Raw genomic sequence first — 20114 nt, 5'->3', positions numbered from 1 at the left:
TCAGGCGACAGTTTCGAGCTGCAGGGCCCAATCCGCATACCAGGTCTTGAACAGGCGGTATTGCATCTCGACATAGCTGCGCTGGCTCTCTGTGAGGGCGTCGCTGTCATTAAAGTGCAGCCCATATTCGCTGTCGCCGTTCAGCACCATCAGGTGTTTGTAATACAGCACCAGATCCGGCCCTTCGTCAAAAGACGACAACACGCCAAGCGCCTGTTCCAGCTCTTTGGCCCGCAGCCGCGCGCCAACATCGCCTGCGGCTGCGCGCTCACACAGCGCCACCAGATGCAGCACTTCGCGCGGCAGCGCATTGCCGATCCCGGTAATGGCCCCGGCGGCACCGCAGTTCACAAAGCCATGAAAGACGGTGGTATCCACCCCAATCATCAGGGTGACGGTGTCATCCTGCCCGGTGATGTGTTCAGCGGCGTAGCGCAGATCGTTTGCGCCACCAAATTCCTTGAACCCCACCAGATTTGCGTGTTCCGCCCGCAGATCAAAAAACAGCTCCGCCCGCGTGGCAAAGCCGTAGTAGGGACTGTTGTAGATCACTGCCGGCAAGTCCGGTGCCGCCGCCAGGACCGCCTTGAAATGCGCCTTTTGAGCTGTGCTGGAGGATCCGCGTGACAGGACGCGCGGGATCACCATCAGCCCCTGGGCGCCGACCTCCGCCGCATGGGCGGCATGGGCCGCCGCCAGTTTGCTGTTCACCGCCCCGGTGCCGACGATGGTTGGCACCCCGGCGGCGACCAGACGCGCCACACCCTGCATACGGTCTGCATCCGTTAGCAGCGGCCAATCCCCCATGGAACCGCAATACACCACCGCCGACATGCCCGCCGCAATCAGCTCCTGCCCCTTGCGCACCAGCGCATCAAAATCAGGGCTGCGATCTGCAGTGCAGGGGGTCATCAGGGCCGGGATACATCCGGAGAAGATATTAGGGTTCATGGTCTTTTCCTTTCAGAGCCAGCCACTGCGGCTGGAGGTTGACTGGCACCAAAGCCCCCTCCCCTGCTCCGGAGCCTCCGGTGGGTGCAGGGAAAGGCGCGCCATTGTGGCGATACCTGCTGCGGTGCCACCTGCGCCGTTCTATTTCATATTGGATCCAATTTACAATATATTTTCTTACGCAACTTTCCTCAGCAAGAAAATCGCGCTATGAACGATGCAGGAGGAGTGCCTTATGAAGCTGAATTCCGTCGATATTTCAAAAACCGCTTCGGCGTCCTCGATCGTTTTTGAGGCCCTGCGCAAAGCCATCATCGAGGGTGACGTCAAAGAGGGTGAGCCCCTGCGCCAGGATGAAATTGCCCGGCTGTTCAACACCAGCCGAATCCCAGTGCGCGAGGCGATCTCTCGGCTGGAGGAGCAGGGTCTGGTCAAAACCCAACGTTACAAGGGCGCTGTTGTCTCTGGACTTTCTGCCACTGAAGCTGAGGAAATTTTTGATTTTCGCGCCTTGATCGAACCCGAAGTGATCCGCCGCGCCGTGCCCTTGATGTCGGCAGAAACACTCGAAACCGCCCGCGCCTCCTGGGCGGCGTTTTCGGCCTCTGCGGACCCGATGAGCTGGGGGGATCTCAACCGGGATTTCCATTCAACCCTCTACCGGGCCAGCGGGCTGCAATACCATCTGGATGTCATCGACAATGCCATGGACCGGATTGACCGCTACCTGCGGGCGCAGCTGGTGATGTCGAACGGGATGGAACGCGCCAACCAAGAACATATCGCCATCTGGGAGGCCTGCCTTGCCGGCAATGCCACCCAGGCTGCCGAACTGACGCGGCTCCATATCTCCGGCGCGCGTGAATCGCTGATCCAGAACATAAACAGCCTGCGCTGAACCTGCCGACACTGAATCGCCTGCTCAAAGCAAAACGCGCCCCCTGTTCCCAGAGAGCGCGTTTCACAGTCTTCCCCCCTTGGTGGGGGATCAGGTTAGAGCAGTGCCAGATTGACCGCAGCCTCACGGCCATCACGGCCGGGCTCGATGTCGAAGGACACTTTCTGATTGTCGGCCAGACCGGTCAGGCCAGAGCGCTCAACCGCGGAGATGTGCACAAACACATCCTTGCTGCCGCCATCGGGCGCGATAAAGCCAAAGCCTTTGGTAGAGTTGAACCATTTTACGGTGCCAGTAGCCATTCCGTATACTCCCTTAAAATTGCTGTCCGCAGGAGTGCGACAGCCCGGCGTTGTTGAGTCTGGATCGAAGACTGAACGCCGTTATTCCGGAGGCAGCAGGTCGACATAGAGAAACACAAGCCCTCAAAATATGCGACTGCTCCGGTTTCGTTTCAAGAGTACATTTCCGGTTTCCATGGGTTCAGGCAATTTTTTGCAAGTCCGGAAGTGTGGTTTTTGATGCACCCTGTTCAGGATAGCCCCCGACGCCCAACTCTCCTTAAGGGACACCCCAGCGCGCAAAGATTGTCGCGGCGATCAAGTTGGCGTAGCCTGCAAAAGCAAATCAACGCTCTGGGGGGGACTTCATGCTTGGCAAGGTGGCACATGTTGAAAAGGTCTTGGGCGTCACAAATTCCGCCTCGGCGGCTGCACGCTCGCGGTTGGCGGCAAGCTGGCGCCGCTCGGCAGACAAACACGGGCTCGACCCCGCTGAAAACCGTGGACCAGAACGCATTGACAGCAGCCATCTGCGCGAACGGCTGGAAGTGCTCGAGACATTCATGACCGTATCGGCGCCAAGGCTGGACAGCCTGTTCTCGCTGGTAGGGCAGTCCGGCTGCGCTGTGCTTTTGACCGATGATGATGGGGTGGTTCTGGATCAGCGGGTTTCCGAGGCCGATGCCTCGATCTTTGAATCCTGGGGGCTGTGCATCGGTGCCGATTGGAGCGAAGAGCGCGAAGGCACCAACGGCATCGGCACCTGTCTGACCGAGCAGCGGCGCGTCATTATCCATCGGGGTGACCATTTTTATGCCCGAAACACCGCCATGAGCTGCATCGACGCGCCAATCTACGGGGCCGAAGGCCAGATCGTAGCGGCCCTGGATGTCTCCTCTGCCCGGGCTGATCAAACAGAGGCCTTTAATCGGCTGATTGCGGCTCAGGTTTGCCAGACTGCGCGGGCTATTGAGGAGGCCAATTTTCGTGCCGCCTACGAAAAGACCCGAATAATTGTTGCCGAAAGCGACGATGCCGAGGCCGCCACGCTGCTGGCTGTGGATGCCCATGACCTGATCATTGGCGCCACCCGCGAGGCCCGCCGGGTCTTTGGTCTTGATATGACCGGTGCCCTGACGCCCCGCCCCGCCGCTGATATTCTCGGACGAGAGGACGGGCCTACCGGCTTTGAAAAGGCCGAACACGCCGCTGTGGTGCGGGCGCTGGCGCGCTCTGATGGCAATGTCTCGCAGGCCGCTCGCCAGCTGGGGGTGGGCCGCGCGACGCTGTATCGGCGGATGAAACGTCTGGGGTTGGAGTAAAGTTGCGCGAACCTGTCTCAGTAGTGAGACACCTTTGGTCATCCGGATTTTCCGGCTGGCAGACAGCAGCCCTCATTCTGGCGCAGTGTCCTGAGCAATCCGGGAGGAGGTCCCGGTATTTGTGGAGGATACCAAATGAACGACATGACCCATACCGAGAAAGGCACCTATGTCTCGCCTTTCAAACCGCGCTATGACAACTTCATCGGCGGCAAATTCACCCCACCTGTGAACGGTCGCTACTTTGACAATGTGACCCCGATCACTGGCGAAAAGATCACCGAATGCGCCCGTTCCGACGCTGCCGACGTCGATCTGGCCCTGGATGCGGCCCATGCCGCAAAAGACGGCTGGGGCAAGACCTCAGCAGCCGAGCGTTCTAACCTGTTGCTGAAAATTGCCGACGCCATTGATGCCAATCTTGAGCGCCTGGCGCAGGCAGAGACCTGGGACAACGGCAAACCGATCCGCGAAACCATGGCCGCCGACATTCCCCTCTCGGCCGACCATTTCCGCTATTTTGCCGGGGTCCTGCGGGGCCAGGAAGGCAATATGAGCGAGATCGACGCCGATACGGTTGCCTATCACTTCCACGAGCCCCTGGGCGTTGTTGGTCAGATCATTCCCTGGAACTTCTCCATTCTTATGGCGGCCTGGAAGCTGGCCCCCGCCCTGGCTGCTGGCAATTGCATCGTGCTGAAGCCAGCGGAACAGACCCCGGCTGCGATCATGATCCTGGCCGAAATCATGGCGGACTATCTGCCGGATGGTGTCTTGAACATCGTCAATGGCTACGGCGCCGAGGTTGGCGCGCCTTTGGCCAGCTCCCCGCGCATTGCCAAGATCGCCTTCACCGGCTCAACCGCCACTGGCCGCAAGATCATGGAGGCCGCGACCGCCAACCTGATCCCGGTGACGCTGGAGCTGGGCGGCAAAAGCCCAAACATCTTTTTCTCAGATGTGATGGCCAAGGATGACGCCTTTCTGGACAAGGCCGTCGAAGGCTTTGTGCTGTTTGCCTTCAATCAGGGTGAAGTCTGCACCTGCCCATCGCGCGCCTTGATCCAGGAAGACATCTACGAGGCCTTTATCGAGCGCTGCATTGAGCGAGTAAAAGCCATCAAACAGGGCGACCCGCGCAACCCGGAAACCATGGTGGGGGCGCAGGCCAGCACCGAGCAACAGGAAAAGATCCTGTCCTACCTGACCATTGGCCGCGAAGAGGGCGCGCAGGTTCTGACCGGCGGCGCGGCGGCACACTTCAATGGTGAATTGTCGGGGGGCAACTACATTCAGCCGACCATTCTCAAGGGTCACAACAAAATGCGGGTGTTCCAGGAAGAGATTTTTGGCCCCGTGGTCTCGGTCACCACCTTCAAGGACGAAGCCGAAGCCTTGGCGATTGCCAATGATACCATGTATGGGCTTGGCGCTGGCGTCTGGTCTCGCGATGCCAACACCTGCTACCGCTTTGGCCGCGCAATCGAGGCCGGCCGCGTCTGGGTCAACAACTACCACGCCTACCCTGCCCATGCCGCATTTGGGGGCTACAAGCAGTCCGGCATCGGGCGGGAAAACCACAAGATGATGCTGGACCACTACCAGCAGACCAAAAACATCCTGATGAGCTACAATCCAAACAAGCTCGGGTTTTTCTAGATCTCACAGCGGGCGGTGGCAGGCTTTCTGCCACCGCCCCTCCGAAGTCAATCAGCTCTGATGTTGGGTGTGATCCATTTTCAGAGCTGGTGACGGCCAAATTTTGCACTTACCAGCCCCCCTCCCTGGGCAGCCCCTCTGGAACCACACCAGTTTTGAAAAGGCTCTGCGAAGGGTATCAGCGCCCTATCGCGGAGGTAAAACAATGAAAGCATGAAGTGACCGCAGCCCTGCGTCAGCGTGAGTGCTGCACGGCGACATGGCGCCGATGGGCCACTTCTGACACGTCTTCATCTGCCGCCAAGAGAAGCTAGGACGACGGTGTTTCTGAGTATTTTCGGATTGAAATATGCGAACACGGGTAGATTATATCAGGCTATCGGCCTCTTGGTTCACAAGACGGAACTGGCGTGGCGTGACATTTGCCGTGCGCAGGAAATCGCGCTGGAAATGGGCCTGGTCCGCATAGCCACAGCAATAGCCGATCTCGGCAAGGCTGGTGTCGGTCTCAACCAGATACAGGGTCGCCGCTTTCATCCGGACGCGCCGCAGGACACTCGAATGGCTATGTGCTTCGGCGCCAAGGTGCCGCTGCATCGAACGTTCTGACAAGGCAAGCAGCCTGGCCGCGTCGGAGATCTTCCAGGATCGGCCCAAATCGGTTTCGAATAACGCAGCGAGGCGGTCGGACAGGCACGCGTCCTCCACATTGGGCAAGAGCGGCGGTTCCTGGTCACCCGGTTTGATCGACGGCGCCCAAGTGATGCGAAAATGCGCCGTCTCTGCGCCCGGCGCAAAGGTCGCTGCAGGCAAGTCCTGCGGTGCAAAAGATTTCCCACCGATCTCCAACTGGCAGTCTTCCTGGCCGATGGCCATGACCAAACCAAGAAGAAGCCCGGCGATCAGGCAATTCTCTCCCGGTGTTGGCGGGCTTTGCCTGCTGGAACGCACACAGTGCCAGACGCCTGAACCTGTTTCGATAGAGGTGCGGTGAGAGGAATGGTGGTAGCGTTCAAGACGCATGAACTTTTCGGCCAGGATCCTTGGGGTTGCCGAACGTTTCATGACCGTGAGCGCTGGGGTGTCGGCTGCGCGATCCAGATATTGGCCGACTTCGAGCAGCAAACCTGCGCCATGGCGATCCATGACGCGCTGCACCAGCGATGCCTTGTGGCGCGCATCCGCCAAGGCACCCTTCATCGGGTCGGCAATGGCGGTGCCTTCGAGGAGATCGGGGGCGCGGTCCGCGATGGCCTGAGCCAGCAGCGCGACCAGCCCGGAATAGGTGAATTCTTCCATTTCCATTTGGCCCTTTGCCGGAGATACCAGTGCCATTCTATCATCACTGCGCCGAAGGTATTGAACATTTCCGCCAAAGCTGCGGCTGCGCGATGTCGCGCGAAATGGCGCAATATTTCAATAAATTTCGGCACCCAATAGCGAGAATGCTGTCCATTCACATCAAAAGGACACAGCATGACCCAGAAACGGAAAACCATAGTCATCACCGGTGCCAGCCGTGGAATCGGTGCCGCGCTCGTGAATGCCTATGCCGCGCAGGGCGACGAGGTGATCGCAGTGGCGCGGTCGCGTCCCAAGACCAGTTGGCCCAATGTTCAGCCTCTCGCCGCCGACCTTGCCACTGACGCAGGGATTGCGCGCCTGGCCGAGGTGGTCGCGGCACGGAGCCAGGGCATCGACACGCTGATCAACAACGCGGGTATCCAGAACCAGATCACGCTGACAGAGCCCGTCGATCCGGCGACCATCGACGCCGAGATCGCCCTGAACCTTTCAAGCCCGATCAAGCTGACCTTGGCGCTGATGCCCTTCCTGCACACACCAGGAAGCACCGTTGTCAACGTGACCTCGCTGGTTGCCCTGCACCCCAAGCCCTCGGCCCCGGTCTATTCAGCGACAAAAGCAGGACTGGCCTCATTCACCCGCGCCTTGCGGCATCAGATGAGCGGCAAAGGCATAACGGTGGTCGAAGCGATCCCGCCGCTCGTCGCCACCGACATGACCGCAGGACGTGGCCGCGGCAAGCTCACGCCCGAGGATATGGCAGCGGCCATCGTCGCTGGTGTCGCGGCGGGCGCGACGCGGGTGGCACCGGGAAAATCAAAACTCGTCCTGCGGCTCAACCGCCTCCTGCCCGGCCTTGTCGCCGGCATTCTCGCCAGAGAGTGACCCCCGGGCGGCCAGGAACCGGGCGGCCAGGAACCGGGCGGCCATGAACCGGGCAGCCCTGACATGTTTTGCGGCGCCTGGCGGAGTTCTTCAATAAACCTGTTTGCCCACTGGCCAAATTGGCCCTGTCGCAACCAAACAAGAGTAAGGACACCAAGATGTTCAAATGGATCATTGCATCGCTGTCAATCGCCGGTGTCGCCATCCCGTTGCACGCTGCTGGCACGACCAAGACCCTAACCCGTCTCGAGATCAACACCGCGATCGACATCCCAGCATCCGCCGATACGATCTGGGACATTCTTGCCGACACTGGCGCCTATCCCGAATGGAACCCCTATCACGTTCGTGTCGACGGCGAGATGAAGATCGGCGAGAAGCTTGTCGTTCATGTCGAAAAACCCAACGGAGCCTCCGTGACCGTGCGCCCGCACCTGATGGAGTATGACCGCGGCAAAAGCCTCGTATGGGGTGGTGGCCCGGTCGGCATTTTCCGTGGTGTTCATCGTTTCGACCTCGAAGAACTGTCGCCAACCTGCACACGACTGCACCATACCGAGGTCTTTTCCGGCCTGTTCATCTCCTTTGCAGAGCTTGACGCAATCGAACCTGGCTACGTGCTGATGAACAGGGCACTCAAGGACCGTGTCGCGGCTCTTGGTTTCCAAAACTCCACATCCGTAGCGAGGCTTCGGACCGGGTGCGGACACTGGGTGCCACACGTGAACGACTGATCCACAACCCTCTTGCACTGCAGTGCCTGGTGCGTGAAGTTGCATCACCAGCGCCAAAGGAGACTGCGCCATGATGATCTACGGACTGAACACTTGTGCCACAAGCAAGAAAGCCTTCAAGGCGCTAGAGGCGGCGGGCAAGGATATCAGTTTTCGCGATGTCAGGGCGGAGCCGCTGAGCGAGACAGAGCTTTCTGAATTGATCACTGAATTTGGTGATCGTCTGGTTGACCGAAAGTCGAATGATTGGCGTGGACTCAGCGACTGGCTGAAGCATTCGGAAGCGGAAGACCAGCTCGCCGCCAATCCCAAGCTGATGGTGCGCCCGGTGATCCGTGACGGTGATACCTATTATCTCGGCTGGGATGCCGCAGTGCAGGCTGCCTTGCTTCCAGAGTGACGCAAGCAGCCCATCTTCCAATTGGGTCAACATGCTGGCACAAGGTGGCTCTCAACGACTGTTCACAATGAAGCCATAGAAGCTTCATTCTTAGCCCTGTTCGCGATTTTCGCTGGTTTTGAACGTCCTGTGTGGATGGCTCCTGCATAGCAAGACATTTTTTGAGCTGATATGAGCGCCTGTCAGATGCAGCCGTGTGCCCGGCCTGTTTGCGCAGCGCATAGGGCTGCTGGCCCTGATGGTTTCCGCTGACCAAGTCCCAAACCGCTTCGCGGACAACGAGGTGTCCCTGGGCTGGCTCACCATCTGGAACGACGCTCGCGCCCAATTGAACCACCCGCCCTTGGATCTGTCCGACCGACACCCAGATCGTCAGCCACCTGCTTACGCGTCAGCCCGCTGGTTAACGCGATACGCACCGCATCAGCGCGGAATTCGTCCGTCCGTTTCAGTCCCATAGTTCATCTCCTTTGTTGCAGTAAATGCTATCAAAGGAGCGGCATCAAACCGCGACAGGTCCACCATACAGTCATGAGAATAATCGAACGGGGCTGATGGGCCATTAGCAATCGCCATGTCCCCTGCCCTATCTGTCCTTAGAGATTCGGCGTGGTGAGCGCCTTACCAGGCGTTACGGCAGTGTTGCTTGCTCACCACAGTACCAAACGCTCCCGCTTGCTTCCACAGTGCTTCCAGCGACTTCCATACAACGCCAACAACCCCGCCGAAGCGAGGTTTAAGTTGTTGTAATCATGTTATAAATTTTGGTTGCGGGAGTAGGATTTGAACCTACGACCTTCAGGTTATGAGCCTGACGAGCTACCGGGCTGCTCCATCCCGCGACAGTATTCTTGTCCTATCGCCTATTGGCTACTTGAGGACATATGTTTGTCCTATCGCCTATCGGCTACTTGAGGACCTTATGTTTGGGCTATCGCTTTCGCTAGTTAAGCCCTTTGTTGTCTTTACCGTTAGGTTTAGAGACGATTGTTCCTTCAGTGATTTGGTATCTGAAGGNTATTTTATCGTTTAGAGTTTTTGGATTTTACTAGGTTTGGCAGTGACCTACTCTCCCACGCCTTAAGACGCAGTACCATTGGCGCAAAGGCACTTAACTTCCGGGTTCGGGATGGGACCGGGTGTTTTGCTCTCGCTATCGCCACCAAACCAAGAAAAATCCAAGAACCTGCGGTTCTTGGATTTTTTTTGGTTGGCGGTCGGCAGGGTATTTGCTTTAGCAAATGCCCGAGAGACCGCGCCCCAGTTATGTCACGAGGACATTTCCAAGATCGCAGGGAAACAATCAACACTGACGACGTTACGCAAGTAAAGTCTGTCAGGCAGCAGGCAGAGTATTTGCATTGCAAATGCACGTTGCTGCACCTTTGTTATGTCACAAGTCAATTGGTGCTTATTTGGTTCTTGGCTGTCTATTACTAGATCAGATCAAGCCAATCGGGCGATTAGTACCAGTCAACTGAACGTGTTACCACGCTTACATCTCTGGCCTATTGACGAGGTGGTCTACCTCGGCCCTCAGGGATACCTTGTTTTGAGGGGGGCTTCCCGCTTAGATGCCTTCAGCGGTTATCCTGTCCGAACATAGCTACCCAGCACTGCCGTTGGCACGACAACTGGTCCACCAGTGGTTCGTTCACCCCGGTCCTCTCGTACTAGGGGCAACTCCTCTCAAGTATCCTACACCCACGGCAGATAGGGACCGAACTGTCTCACGACGTTCTAAACCCAGCTCACGTACCTCTTTAAACGGCGAACAGCCGTACCCTTGGGACCTGCTCCAGCCCCAGGATGAGATGAGCCGACATCGAGGTGCCAAACACTGCCGTCGATATGGACTCTTGGGCAGTATCAGCCTGTTATCCCCGGCGTACCTTTTATCCGTTGAGCGATGGCCCTTCCACTCGGGACCACCGGATCACTATGGCCGACTTTCGTCTCTGCTCGACTTGTCAGTCTCGCAGTCAGGCTGGCTTTTGCCATTGCACTCAACGAGCGATTTCCGACCGCTCTGAGCCAACCTTCGCGCGCCTCCGTTACGCTTTAGGAGGCGACCGCCCCAGTCAAACTACCCGCCACGCAGGGTCCCGGATCCGGATAACGGACCGCGGTTAGACATCAAGAGTGCGAAGGGTGGTATCTCAAGGGAGGCTCCACCGAGACTAGCGTCTCGGTTTCGATGCCTACCACCTATCCTGCACGTCACAATCCTGATGCCAGTGCGAAGCTGTAGTAAAGGTGCACGGGGTCTTTCCGTCTAACCGCGGGAAGCCTGCATCTTGACAGGCAATTCAATTTCGCTGAGTCGATGTTGGAGACAGCGGGGAAGTCGTTACGCCATTCGTGCAGGTCGGAACTTACCCGACAAGGAATTTCGCTACCTTAGGACCGTTATAGTTACGGCCGCCGTTTACCTGGGCTTCAATTCAGAGCTCTCACCCCTCCTTTTAACCTTCAGGCACCGGGCAGGCGTCAGACCCTATACGTCGTCTTGCGACTTCGCAGAGCCCTGTGTTTTTAATAAACAGTCGCCACCCCCTGGTTTGTGCCCCCGGATTCCACTTGCGTAGGACCCGGGCCTCCTTCTCGCGAACTTACGGAGGTATTTTGCCGAGTTCCTTCAACATCGTTCTCTCAAGCGCCTTGGTATTCTCTACCAGTCCACCTGTGTCGGTTTAGGGTACGATCTTATAGAGGGGCTATTTCCAGGAACCGCTCAGCTGCTCATTCAATCCAATAAGGATGAACAACACCCGCGATCCGTCACCACCTCATGGCCCAGGAATATTAACCTGGTTCCCATCGACTACGCCTTTCGGCCTCGCCTTAGGGGTCGGCTTACCCTGCTCAGATTAGCTTTAAGCAGGAACCCTTGGACTTTCGGCGAGAGTGTCTCTCACACTCTTTGTCGCTACTCATGTCATCATTCTCGCTAGTGATCTCTCCACGGGATCGCTCACGCGCCCGCTTCATCGAAAGGATTTATGTCTGTGCTACCGCTTCGCTACTTGAGCACGTTTGACCGCGCCCTCATATCTCAGCGATAAAGCAGACAAAATCCTGTGTCACACTACGCTCTGCTACCATGCACTATGTGCATCCTCAGCTTCGGCTCATGGCTTGAGCCCCGTTACATCTTCGCCGCAGGACGTCTTAATTAGACCAGTGAGCTGTTACGCTATCTTTAAAAGATGGCTGCTTCTAAGCCAACTTCCTGGTTGTTTTGGACATCCCACCTGCTTTCCCACTTAGCCATGAATTAGGGGCCTTAGCTGGAGGTCAGGGTTGTTTCCCTCTCCACTACGGACGTTAGCATCCGCAGTGTGTCTGCCGTATAGTACTCCCGGGTATTCGGAGTTTGGTTAGGATCAGTAAGACGGTGAGTCCCCATTACCCATCCAGTGCTCTACCCCCCGGGGTATTCGTACGACGCTCTACCTAAATAGATTTCGCAGAGAACCAGCTATCTCCGAGTTTGATTGGCCTTTCACCCCTAGGCACAGCTCATCCCGATCTTTTTCAACAGATGTGGGTTCGGTCCTCCAGTGCATGTTACTGCACCTTCAACCTGGCCATGCCTAGATCACTCGGTTTCGGGTCTGATCCCACGAACTCATTCGCCCTATTAAGACTCGCTTTCGCTGCGCCTACACCTAACGGTTTAAGCTTGCTCGTGAGACCAAGTCGATGACCCATTATACAAAAGGTACGCTGTCAGGCCGCAAGGGCCCTCCAACTGATTGTAGGCGTTCGGTTTCAGGTACTGTTTCACTCCCCTCGTCGGGGTGCTTTTCACCTTTCCCTCACNGTACTGGTTCACTATCGGTCAGTAAGGAGTACTTAGCCTTCGAAGGTGGTCCTCCGATCTTCAGACAGAATTTCACGTGTTCCGCCCTACTTAATACGTCCTCTCATGCTTCGAATACGGGACTATCACCCGCTATGGTCCTGCTTCCCAACAGGTTCTTCTCACACTCAAGGCTCGGCTGGTCCCCGTTCGCTCGCCGCTACTAGGGGAGTATCAATTGATTTCCTTTCCTCCGGGTACTTAGATGTTTCAGTTCCCCGGGTTTGCTCTTATAAACCTATGTATTCAGTTCATAAGTACCTGGTTAAGAACATTATAAATTACCGAAGCAATTATAATGAACTTTCAGGTGGGTTGCCCCATTCAGAAATTCATGGATCAAAGCTTATTCTCAGCTCCCCATGACTTATCGCAGAGTATCACGTCTTTCATCGCCTCTTACTGCCAAGGCATTCACCAAACGCCCTTCTCGCGCTTGATCTGATCCAGAAATAGAGAGCCACGTTATTTGCGCTACCGCCTATTCGGCTACTTGAGCGCAGATATGATCTCCTGCCGCTTCGCTACTTGAGGACTTGATTAAGTCTCAAACACCGAGCGCCAAAACATCAATGGCAATCAGGATCCAGCCGCTGGTAAGTAGCCGGACCACAATCTCTGAACCAAAAAGCATACTTTCCCATGTTTGATGCCCTATCGCTTCGCTACTTGAGGGCCTGATGTCGGTCAGACCCGGTATCAAAACAGGCGTCAAACATATGTGGTTCCAAAACCTATGCGGAATTGGAACCGGGTTAGTGTACTTGACTTGGACAACTCTGTCGTTTCAAACCGGCATACTCATGGACGTCCGAGGAAACAGACGTGTTCATAAGCTCGCTGTGTAAAACCCGAAGATCTCACCCAGCACCAATCTGAGATCATCCCCACACTCGGGGCGATCAACAGTGTTGTTGATTGTTTCTCTCTTTACGATATCAATTCGTCCAATTGGACGGTTAAGAACTGCGCACAGTGCTTAACGATCTAATTGTCTGTAATGGTGGAGCCTAGGAGGATCGAACTCCTGACCTCCTGAATGCAAATCAGGCGCTCTCCCAGCTGAGCTAAGGCCCCATCTTAATCCCGAAGGATGAGTGGTGGGTCGAGGAGGACTTGAACCTCCGACCTCACGCTTATCAGGCGTGCGCTCTAACCACCTGAGCTACCGACCCGGTTTTCGATTTGCAAAGCAAATCAAAACCCGTGTGCGACAGGGTATTGCAAAGCAATGCCCGAGAGCAGCACTCAGTGGTTATGTCACCAGGCAGCGCCAGATAACGGCTGCTGCCGCGACTTGTCTGAAGAGATATGAGGACGGCTCGGTCCATGTTAGTGTCCTACCGCCTTGCGGCGACGTAAGGACCTAACTGATGTTGAACAGTTTTGATTACTGTTCATTGCTAAGTGTATCACGACTTTTATGCGCTACCGCTTCGCTACTTGAGCGCGTTGGTAACTCAACCAAGTATCTAGATACATCCTTAGAAAGGAGGTGATCCAGCCGCAGGTTCCCCTACGGCTACCTTGTTACGACTTCACCCCAGTCGCTGAACCCACCGTGGTCCGCTGCCCCCTCGAAAGGTTGGCGCACGGCCTTCGGGTAGATCCAACTCCCATGGTGTGACGGGCGGTGTGTACAAGGCCCGGGAACGTATTCACCGCGTCATGCTGTTACGCGATTACTAGCGATTCCGACTTCATGGGGTCGAGTTGCAGACCCCAATCCGAACTGAGACATCTTTTTGGGATTAACCCATTGTTGATGCCATTGTAGCACGTGTGTAGCCCAACCCGTAAGGGCCATGAGGACTTGACGTCATCCACACCTTCCTCCCGCTTATCACGGGCAGTTTCCCTAGAGTGCCCAGCCGAACTGCTGGCAACTAAGGATGTGGGTTGCGCTCGTTGCCGGACTTAACCGAACATCTCACGACACGAGCTGACGACAGCCATGCAGCACCTGTCACTTGGTCTCTTGCGAGAAAACCAGATCTCTCTGGCGGGCCAAGGATGTCAAGGGTTGGTAAGGTTCTGCGCGTTGCTTCGAATTAAACCACATGCTCCACCGCTTGTGCGGGCCCCCGTCAATTCCTTTGAGTTTTAATCTTGCGACCGTACTCCCCAGGCGGAATGCTTAATCCGTTAGGTGTGACACCAACAAGCATGCTTGCTGACGTCTGGCATTCATCGTTTACGGTGTGGACTACCAGGGTATCTAATCCTGTTTGCTCCCCACACTTTCGCACCTCAGCGTCAGTATCGAGCCAGTAAGCCGCCTTCGCCACTGGTGTTCCTCCGAATATCTACGAATTTCACCTCTACACTCGGAATTCCACTTACCTCTCTCGAACTCAAGATCAGGAGTTTACAAGGCAGTTCCAGGGTTGAGCCCTGGGATTTCACCCTATACTTTCTGATCCGCCTACGTGCGCTTTACGCCCAGTAATTCCGAACAACGCTAACCCCCTCCGTATTACCGCGGCTGCTGGCACGGAGTTAGCCGGGGTTTCTTTACCAGATACTGTCATTATCATCTCTGGCGAAAGAGCTTTACGACCCTAAGGCCTTCATCACTCACGCGGCATGGCTGGATCAGGCTTGCGCCCATTGTCCAAGATTCCCCACTGCTGCCTCCCGTAGGAGTCTGGGCCGTGTCTCAGTCCCAGTGTTGCTGATCATCCTCTAAAACCAGCTATAGATCGTAGACTTGGTAGGCCATTACCCCACCAACTATCTAATCTAACGCGGGCCGATCCTTCTCCGATAAATCTTTCCCCCGAAGGGCGTATAAGGTATTACTCACCGTTTCCAGTGGCTATTCCTTAGAGAAGGGCACGTTCCCACGCGTTACTAACCCGTCCGCCGCTCACTCCGAAGAGTGCGCTCGACTTGCATGTGTTAAGCCTGCCGCCAGCGTTCGTTCTGAGCCAGGATCAAACTCTCAAGTTGAAAAGCAATCGCTTGCTTATCCTTGACGTTCGAACCTCTGCACATCTCCAATACTCAGGGCCACCNTTGGGGGCAGGCCCATATGTTCACCCGGCTAAGGATTGAACACGCATTGGAAGTCATCTGTTTGATGTACACAGTTTTCATAAGAAAACAGTGAACCGTTCAAACAGTGAAGCTGACACTCTATCATCGCGCTACCGCTGCGCTACTTGAGCGCCGCAATATTACTAAGAGCGTTGATATACAGACGTTGATCCATCGAAACGAACCAAACCGCCCACATATCTCTTCAGTTATCATCAATGTCAAAGAGCAACACCCAAAGGCCAAAAACAAGACCACCGCGCCAATTCCTTAGCGCAACCGCCTCATCACACCCCTCAGATGCCCCGGTCTCTCCCGAGCGTCACAACCGTCTCTCCGGCCCGTCCGGCCGCCGAAGCAACCCCACCAAACCGCGTCGCCGCTGCCGGTAGAGGGGGTTCTAGTGTTAACTCAACAAACCCGCAAGACCTAAATTACAAAATCAGTACCTTTTTTCAGAAGAGCCAGAAAATAAGGCAAATTCAGATGGTTAATCCAAAATTCACCACCACAGCCCCCCAAAAACCGCCCAGCCTTCATACCAAAAACAACACAGCTCAGCGCACACACAAGCCGCCCCCCGAGTCACCTCAAATCCCAAAACATAAACCCAGACACACAGGGCCAAACACTCAGGCCAAAACACTCAGGGTCAGCGCTACAAGGCACGGGCGCGCACCGGTACTCCGTTAAAGGCGGCGTTGCCACTGATGGGGTCAATGCGGCTATCATCGGTCAGGTCGTTGATTGATTCAGTCTGCACCCTGGTCGCCGCTGCGAGATTGCCCTTTCGCTGGCCCCAGCCCTGCGGGATCGACACAACACCAGGCGCAATCTCATCCGTGATCTCAACCGGAAGCCTCGCCACCCCCACTGCGCTTTCGATCTCTACGTCTTTGGCCTCGGCCAGGCCAAACCGCGCAGCATCAACCGGGTTGAGCTGCACCGTACACCGATTGCGCCCCTTGACCAGACGCGGGCTGTTCTGCGTCCAGCTGTTGTGGCTGCGCACCTGGCGGCGGCCAATCATCAGCAACGGGAAATCGTCACTGACGGGCGGTTGGAAGGCCAGCAATCGCGGCAGGTCCGCCAGGAACACTTTGGGTGCCAGGTTTAGCCGTGCATCCGGGGTTTCCAACCGGTCGGCCAGGTTTGACACCAGCGGCCCCAGGTCGATGGATCCATTTGGCGCGGTCAGCATCGCCTCTACCGTGACAGTCTCACCGTGGAACCCCTGCGGCAGCAACATCTCAAGCACTTGGGTTGGAGATGGGCCAATGTCGTTGGATCCGGAGATCTTCGCCGCCAAGCGTGAGATCAACTCCCACTCCTGCGGGTTGCCATTGGGCGGAGCAAAAGCAGGTTTGGCAAAGGCCGCTGTATTGTGCACCGCAAAACTGTGGAAGACCATGTCATAGACCTCTTCTTCCAGCGCCACACTGGCGGGCAGGATCAGGTCCGCATGGCGGGTGGTATCATTGATGTGGAGATCAATCGACATCATAAAGTCGAGTGTTTCAAATGCACGGCCAATGCGCTGACCGTTTGGAGCGGTCAGGACTGGATTGCCGGCCACGGTGATCATGGCTTTGATCTGCCCCTCACCCGGTGTCTCCATCTCCTCAGCCATGACCGAGACTGGGAACTCGCCATTATAGAGCGGCTGCTGGGACACCCGCGAGCGTTTCTCGGGATAGCTGCGCGTCTTGCCCTTGCGGCTGGACATGCCGACATAGTCCAGGGCCGGAGTGGTGAACATGGCGCCGCCGGGGCTGTCAAAATTGCCGGTAATGATATTGAGCGCATTATTGGCCCATTGGCACAGGGAGCCAAAGCTCTGGGTTGAGGCCCCCATGCGCGCGTAGCACACAGCCGATTTTGCCGTCGCAAAATCGCGTGCCAGATCGCGAATGGTCTGTGCCTCGATACCGGTCATCTCGGCAGCCCTGTCGGCGGTAAAGGGCTGCACCGCCTCTTTCAGCACCTCGACCCCATCGGTAACGGCGGCCAGCGCGCCAAGATCTTGCAGCCCCTGGGCAAAGACCTCGTGGATCAGCGCCAGCAGCAAGAAGGCATCGGTTTCGGGCTGGATAAACAGGTGCTCGCCAGCGCGGGTCGCCGTTTCGGTGCGGCGCGGGTCGATCACCACCACGCGGCCACCGCGCGCCTTGATCTCATCCATACGCTTGCCAAAGCCCGGCGCCGTCATCATCGACCCATTGGAGACCACCGGATTGCCGCCCAGGATCAGCATGAGATCCGTGCGTGCCACATCCGGCACCGGCATCAACATCGGATGGCCCAGCATATGGATCGAGGCGACGTGATGCGGGATCTGATCCGCTGTGGCCGAAGAGTAGCGGTTGCTGGTGCCCAGCGCCCTGACCAGTTTTGGCAGGGTCAGAAGATTGCCAAATTTATGGGCATTGGGGTTGCCCAGATAGACGCCAACCCCGTCCTTGCCATGTTGCTCTTGCACTGCGGCCAGACGTTGTGCGGCAAAATCATAGGCCTCGTCCCAGCTGATCGGCACAAATTCCCCGTCGACCTTTTTCAAAGGCGTTGTCACCCGGTCAGGGTCGGTGCGGAAATCCTGCAACGCAATGGCCTTGGGGCAGATATGCCCGCGCGACAGCGGATCCTCGGGGTTTGGCTTGATCGAATGCACCTCAGTCTCGTCATAGGTGACAATCAGCCCGCACATGGCCTCGCAGATATTGCAGGTTCGAAACTGGGTTTTCAGGTCGCTCATGGCTGCCTCCGGCTGGGATCACATGTTTTCACAAGGCTCCGAGCCTAGACGAGGGTTCGCAGATTTTGCAGAGATTTCTCCCTGCGTCACGCCTATTGGACCAAACGTAACATTGGGTTTTGCGCGTAAAAGCACCATCTTTGGCACCCGCCCCACCCTATTCCCCCGCTTTTGCGCCGCTTGGTCAGGACGCAGGACAAGTGACGCAGGGTTGCAAGTCATGATCTCTAGACGACCGGTCTAGTTTCCGGCATTCCCCTCGCATGACAACACAAACCGATTCCACCCGTGACCATATTCTAACCACAGGCAGGGCCCTTGTGGCTCAGCGTGGCTTTACCGGCATGGGGCTCGCTGAGCTGCTCAAAACCGCTGCCGTGCCAAAAGGCTCCTTTTATCACTACTTCGCCTCGAAAGAGGATTTTGGCTGCAAACTGCTGGAACAATATATTGGCCAATATGGCAAAACACTGACTGAGATACTTGAGGATAGCGCCCCAACCGCGCGGGCGCGGCTCTTGGAATATTGGTCACGCTGGGTCAGCAGTCAAAGCAGCCAGGAGGCCAGCAGCCAATGCTTGATCGTCAAACTTGGCGCCGAGGTCTCTGACATTTCGGAGGAAATGCGCCGCCTGCTGGAAGCGGGAACACGCACCATGACGACCCAACTGGCAAGTACCATAGCTGAGGGTCAACAGGATGGCTCCATTGCCACCTCAGTGCAACCCGCCCTGGTTGGCCCGGCGCTCTATCAGATGTGGCTGGGCGCCAGCCTGATGGCCAAACTGTCCCGCAGCCCCAATCCGCTGTTGCAGGCGATGGAGGCCACGCTGGTGCTCCTGCCTGAACCACACCCTGAACAAACCTCCCCTGACACATAGGAAACCCAATGTCTCAAACCGCCGATACAAACCGCCAGATCATTCTGAAGAACCGCCCCTTTGGCAAACCCGATGACACCACCCTGGCCCTGGAAACCACAAAGCCGCCCGTCGCGGGCAAAGGAGAGATGCTGCTGCGGGTCGAATACCTGTCGCTGGATCCCTACATGCGCGGCCGGATGAACGACGCCAAATCCTATGCCGACCCGGTGGCAATTGGTGATCCGATGGTGGGCGGTACCGTGGCGCAGGTTGTGACCTCGGATGTTGATGGGTTTGCCGTTGGTGACTGGGTGCTCAGCTTTAGCGGCTGGCAGGACTATGCCGTTTCAGACGGCGTGGGCGTCACCAATATGGGGACCAATCCGGCGCAGCCATCCTGGGCGCTTGGCATTATGGGCATGCCCGGGTTCACCGCCTATTGTGGGTTGCTTTATATCGGAGAGCCCAAGGCAGGCGAGACCGTCGTCACTGCGGGGGCCACTGGTCCAGTGGGGGCAACCGTCGGCCAGATCGCCAAGATCAAAGGCTGTCGCGCCGTTGGCATCGCTGGTGGTGCAGATAAATGCGCCTATGCGGTCAACGAGCTGGGCTTTGACGCCTGTATCGACCGCAACGCACCAGATTTTGCCCAGCAGCTCAAAGCCGCCTGCCCGGATGGCATTGATGTCTATTTTGAAAACGTTGGTGGCGCGGTGTTTGACGCCGTATTGCCGCTGCTGAACCCCAATGCACGGGTGCCCCTGTGCGGATTGATCTCGCAGTATAATGCCACCAGCCTGCCCGATGGCCCCGATCGCATGGGCGCCTTGATGGGGGCATTGCTGGTGAAAAAGATCAAGATGCAGGGCTTTATCATCTTTGACGACTTCCCGCACCACTACCCCGAGTTTTCCAAGGAAATGATCGGCTGGATCAAAAGCGGCCAGATCAAATACCGCGAGCAAGTGGTTGAGGGTCTGGAGAATGCTCCTGCAGCCTTCAACGATCTGCTTGAGGGTCGGAATTTTGGCAAGATGGTTGTAAAAACCGGCGCGGCCTAAAGAAACCACAGTCCCAAATAGCGCGGGCCCAAACGACGTGGGCCCAAATAAAGCGGGCCAAAACAAACAGTCTCGCCCAGCCCACAGGGCGAGACATCT

General features: G+C 56.7%; 13 protein-coding genes, 3 tRNA genes and 3 rRNA genes. 8 read left to right on the top strand and 11 right to left on the bottom strand.

The features are described from left to right. The gene (locus tag ARCT_RS0106065; protein WP_027239256.1) at nt 1-951 is read right to left on the bottom strand and encodes a dihydrodipicolinate synthase family protein; all 951 of its coding nucleotides are present in this window, start codon (nt 949-951) and stop codon (nt 1-3) included. 235 nt (nt 952-1186) lie between these two features. On the opposite strand from ARCT_RS0106065, the gene ARCT_RS0106055 reads away from it, so the two are divergent. Beyond that, the gene (locus ARCT_RS0106055) at nt 1187-1849 is read left to right on the top strand and encodes a GntR family transcriptional regulator (RefSeq protein WP_027239254.1); all 663 of its coding nucleotides are present in this window, start codon (nt 1187-1189) and stop codon (nt 1847-1849) included. Between the two features lie 95 nt (nt 1850-1944). On the opposite strand, the gene ARCT_RS0106050 is transcribed toward ARCT_RS0106055, so the two are convergent. Then, complete coding sequence (locus ARCT_RS0106050; protein WP_027239253.1) at nt 1945-2151, bottom strand: cold-shock protein; 207 nt, start codon at nt 2149-2151, stop codon at nt 1945-1947. Nucleotides 2152-2498: 347 nt separating this feature from the next. On the opposite strand from ARCT_RS0106050, the gene ARCT_RS0106045 reads away from it, so the two are divergent. Beyond that, nucleotides 2499-3452 carry a helix-turn-helix domain-containing protein gene (locus ARCT_RS0106045; protein ID WP_027239252.1) on the top strand — a complete coding sequence of 318 codons (954 nt, stop codon included), beginning with the start codon at nt 2499-2501 and terminating at the stop codon, nt 3450-3452. A 135-nt stretch (nt 3453-3587) separates the two neighbouring features. Beyond that, nucleotides 3588-5111: an aldehyde dehydrogenase gene (adh, locus tag ARCT_RS0106040; protein WP_027239251.1), complete on the top strand. Its 1524-nt coding sequence runs from the start codon at nt 3588-3590 to the stop codon at nt 5109-5111. A gap of 366 nt (nt 5112-5477) precedes the next feature. Here adh and ARCT_RS26995 read toward each other — a convergent pair whose 3' ends face one another. Further along, nucleotides 5478-6446 carry a helix-turn-helix transcriptional regulator gene (locus tag ARCT_RS26995; RefSeq protein ID WP_051360569.1) on the bottom strand — a complete coding sequence of 323 codons (969 nt, stop codon included), beginning with the start codon at nt 6444-6446 and terminating at the stop codon, nt 5478-5480. A 141-nt stretch (nt 6447-6587) separates the two neighbouring features. Between ARCT_RS26995 and ARCT_RS0106030 the strand changes: the two genes are divergently transcribed. From ARCT_RS0106030 to ARCT_RS0106020, 3 genes are all read left to right on the top strand, one after another. After that, nucleotides 6588-7301: an SDR family NAD(P)-dependent oxidoreductase gene (locus tag ARCT_RS0106030; protein ID WP_027239250.1), complete on the top strand. Its 714-nt coding sequence runs from the start codon at nt 6588-6590 to the stop codon at nt 7299-7301. A 158-nt stretch (nt 7302-7459) separates the two neighbouring features. After that, on the top strand, nt 7460-8035 hold the full coding sequence (locus ARCT_RS26990) for an SRPBCC domain-containing protein (RefSeq protein WP_154665318.1): 576 nt from the start codon (nt 7460-7462) through the stop codon (nt 8033-8035). Nucleotides 8036-8105: 70 nt separating this feature from the next. Continuing rightward, on the top strand, nt 8106-8435 hold the full coding sequence (locus tag ARCT_RS0106020) for an arsenate reductase family protein (protein WP_027239249.1): 330 nt from the start codon (nt 8106-8108) through the stop codon (nt 8433-8435). 299 nt (nt 8436-8734) lie between these two features. Here ARCT_RS0106020 and ARCT_RS28340 read toward each other — a convergent pair whose 3' ends face one another. The 8 genes from ARCT_RS28340 to ARCT_RS0105975 form a co-directional block, all read right to left on the bottom strand. Next, a complete protein-coding gene (locus ARCT_RS28340) occupies nt 8735-8893 on the bottom strand; it encodes a hypothetical protein (RefSeq protein ID WP_169731207.1) in 159 nt (52 codons plus the stop codon). Nucleotides 8894-9200: 307 nt separating this feature from the next. After that, nucleotides 9201-9277, bottom strand: a tRNA-Met gene (locus ARCT_RS0106015). A gap of 210 nt (nt 9278-9487) precedes the next feature. Next, nucleotides 9488-9602 (bottom strand): 5S ribosomal RNA (gene rrf / locus ARCT_RS0106010). Between the two features lie 275 nt (nt 9603-9877). Then, nucleotides 9878-12742, bottom strand: a 23S ribosomal RNA gene (locus ARCT_RS0106005). Nucleotides 12743-13301: 559 nt separating this feature from the next. Continuing rightward, a tRNA-Ala gene (locus tag ARCT_RS0105995) sits at nt 13302-13377 on the bottom strand. 21 nt (nt 13378-13398) lie between these two features. Further along, nucleotides 13399-13475, bottom strand: a tRNA-Ile gene (locus tag ARCT_RS0105990). A 313-nt stretch (nt 13476-13788) separates the two neighbouring features. Further along, nucleotides 13789-15252: ribosomal RNA gene (locus ARCT_RS0105985) — 16S ribosomal RNA — on the bottom strand. Together the 16S, 23S and 5S rRNA genes with 3 tRNA genes alongside form the textbook arrangement of a ribosomal RNA operon. Before the next feature lie 745 nt (nt 15253-15997). Beyond that, nucleotides 15998-18091: a molybdopterin-dependent oxidoreductase gene (locus ARCT_RS0105975; RefSeq protein ID WP_027239248.1), complete on the bottom strand. Its 2094-nt coding sequence runs from the start codon at nt 18089-18091 to the stop codon at nt 15998-16000. Between the two features lie 263 nt (nt 18092-18354). Between ARCT_RS0105975 and ARCT_RS0105970 the strand changes: the two genes are divergently transcribed. Continuing rightward, nucleotides 18355-18972: a TetR/AcrR family transcriptional regulator gene (locus ARCT_RS0105970; RefSeq protein ID WP_027239247.1), complete on the top strand. Its 618-nt coding sequence runs from the start codon at nt 18355-18357 to the stop codon at nt 18970-18972. A gap of 8 nt (nt 18973-18980) precedes the next feature. Next, nucleotides 18981-20015 (top strand): NADP-dependent oxidoreductase, encoded by a 1035-nt coding sequence (locus ARCT_RS0105965; RefSeq protein WP_027239246.1) that lies wholly within the window; start codon nt 18981-18983, stop codon nt 20013-20015. Nucleotides 20016-20114: the final 99 nt, after the last annotated feature.

Source organism: Pseudophaeobacter arcticus DSM 23566, assembly GCF_000473205.1.
Lineage (GTDB): Bacteria > Pseudomonadota > Alphaproteobacteria > Rhodobacterales > Rhodobacteraceae > Pseudophaeobacter > Pseudophaeobacter arcticus.
Note: the sequence above shows the minus strand (reverse complement) of the source record. Positions and strands in the feature narration are given on the sequence as shown.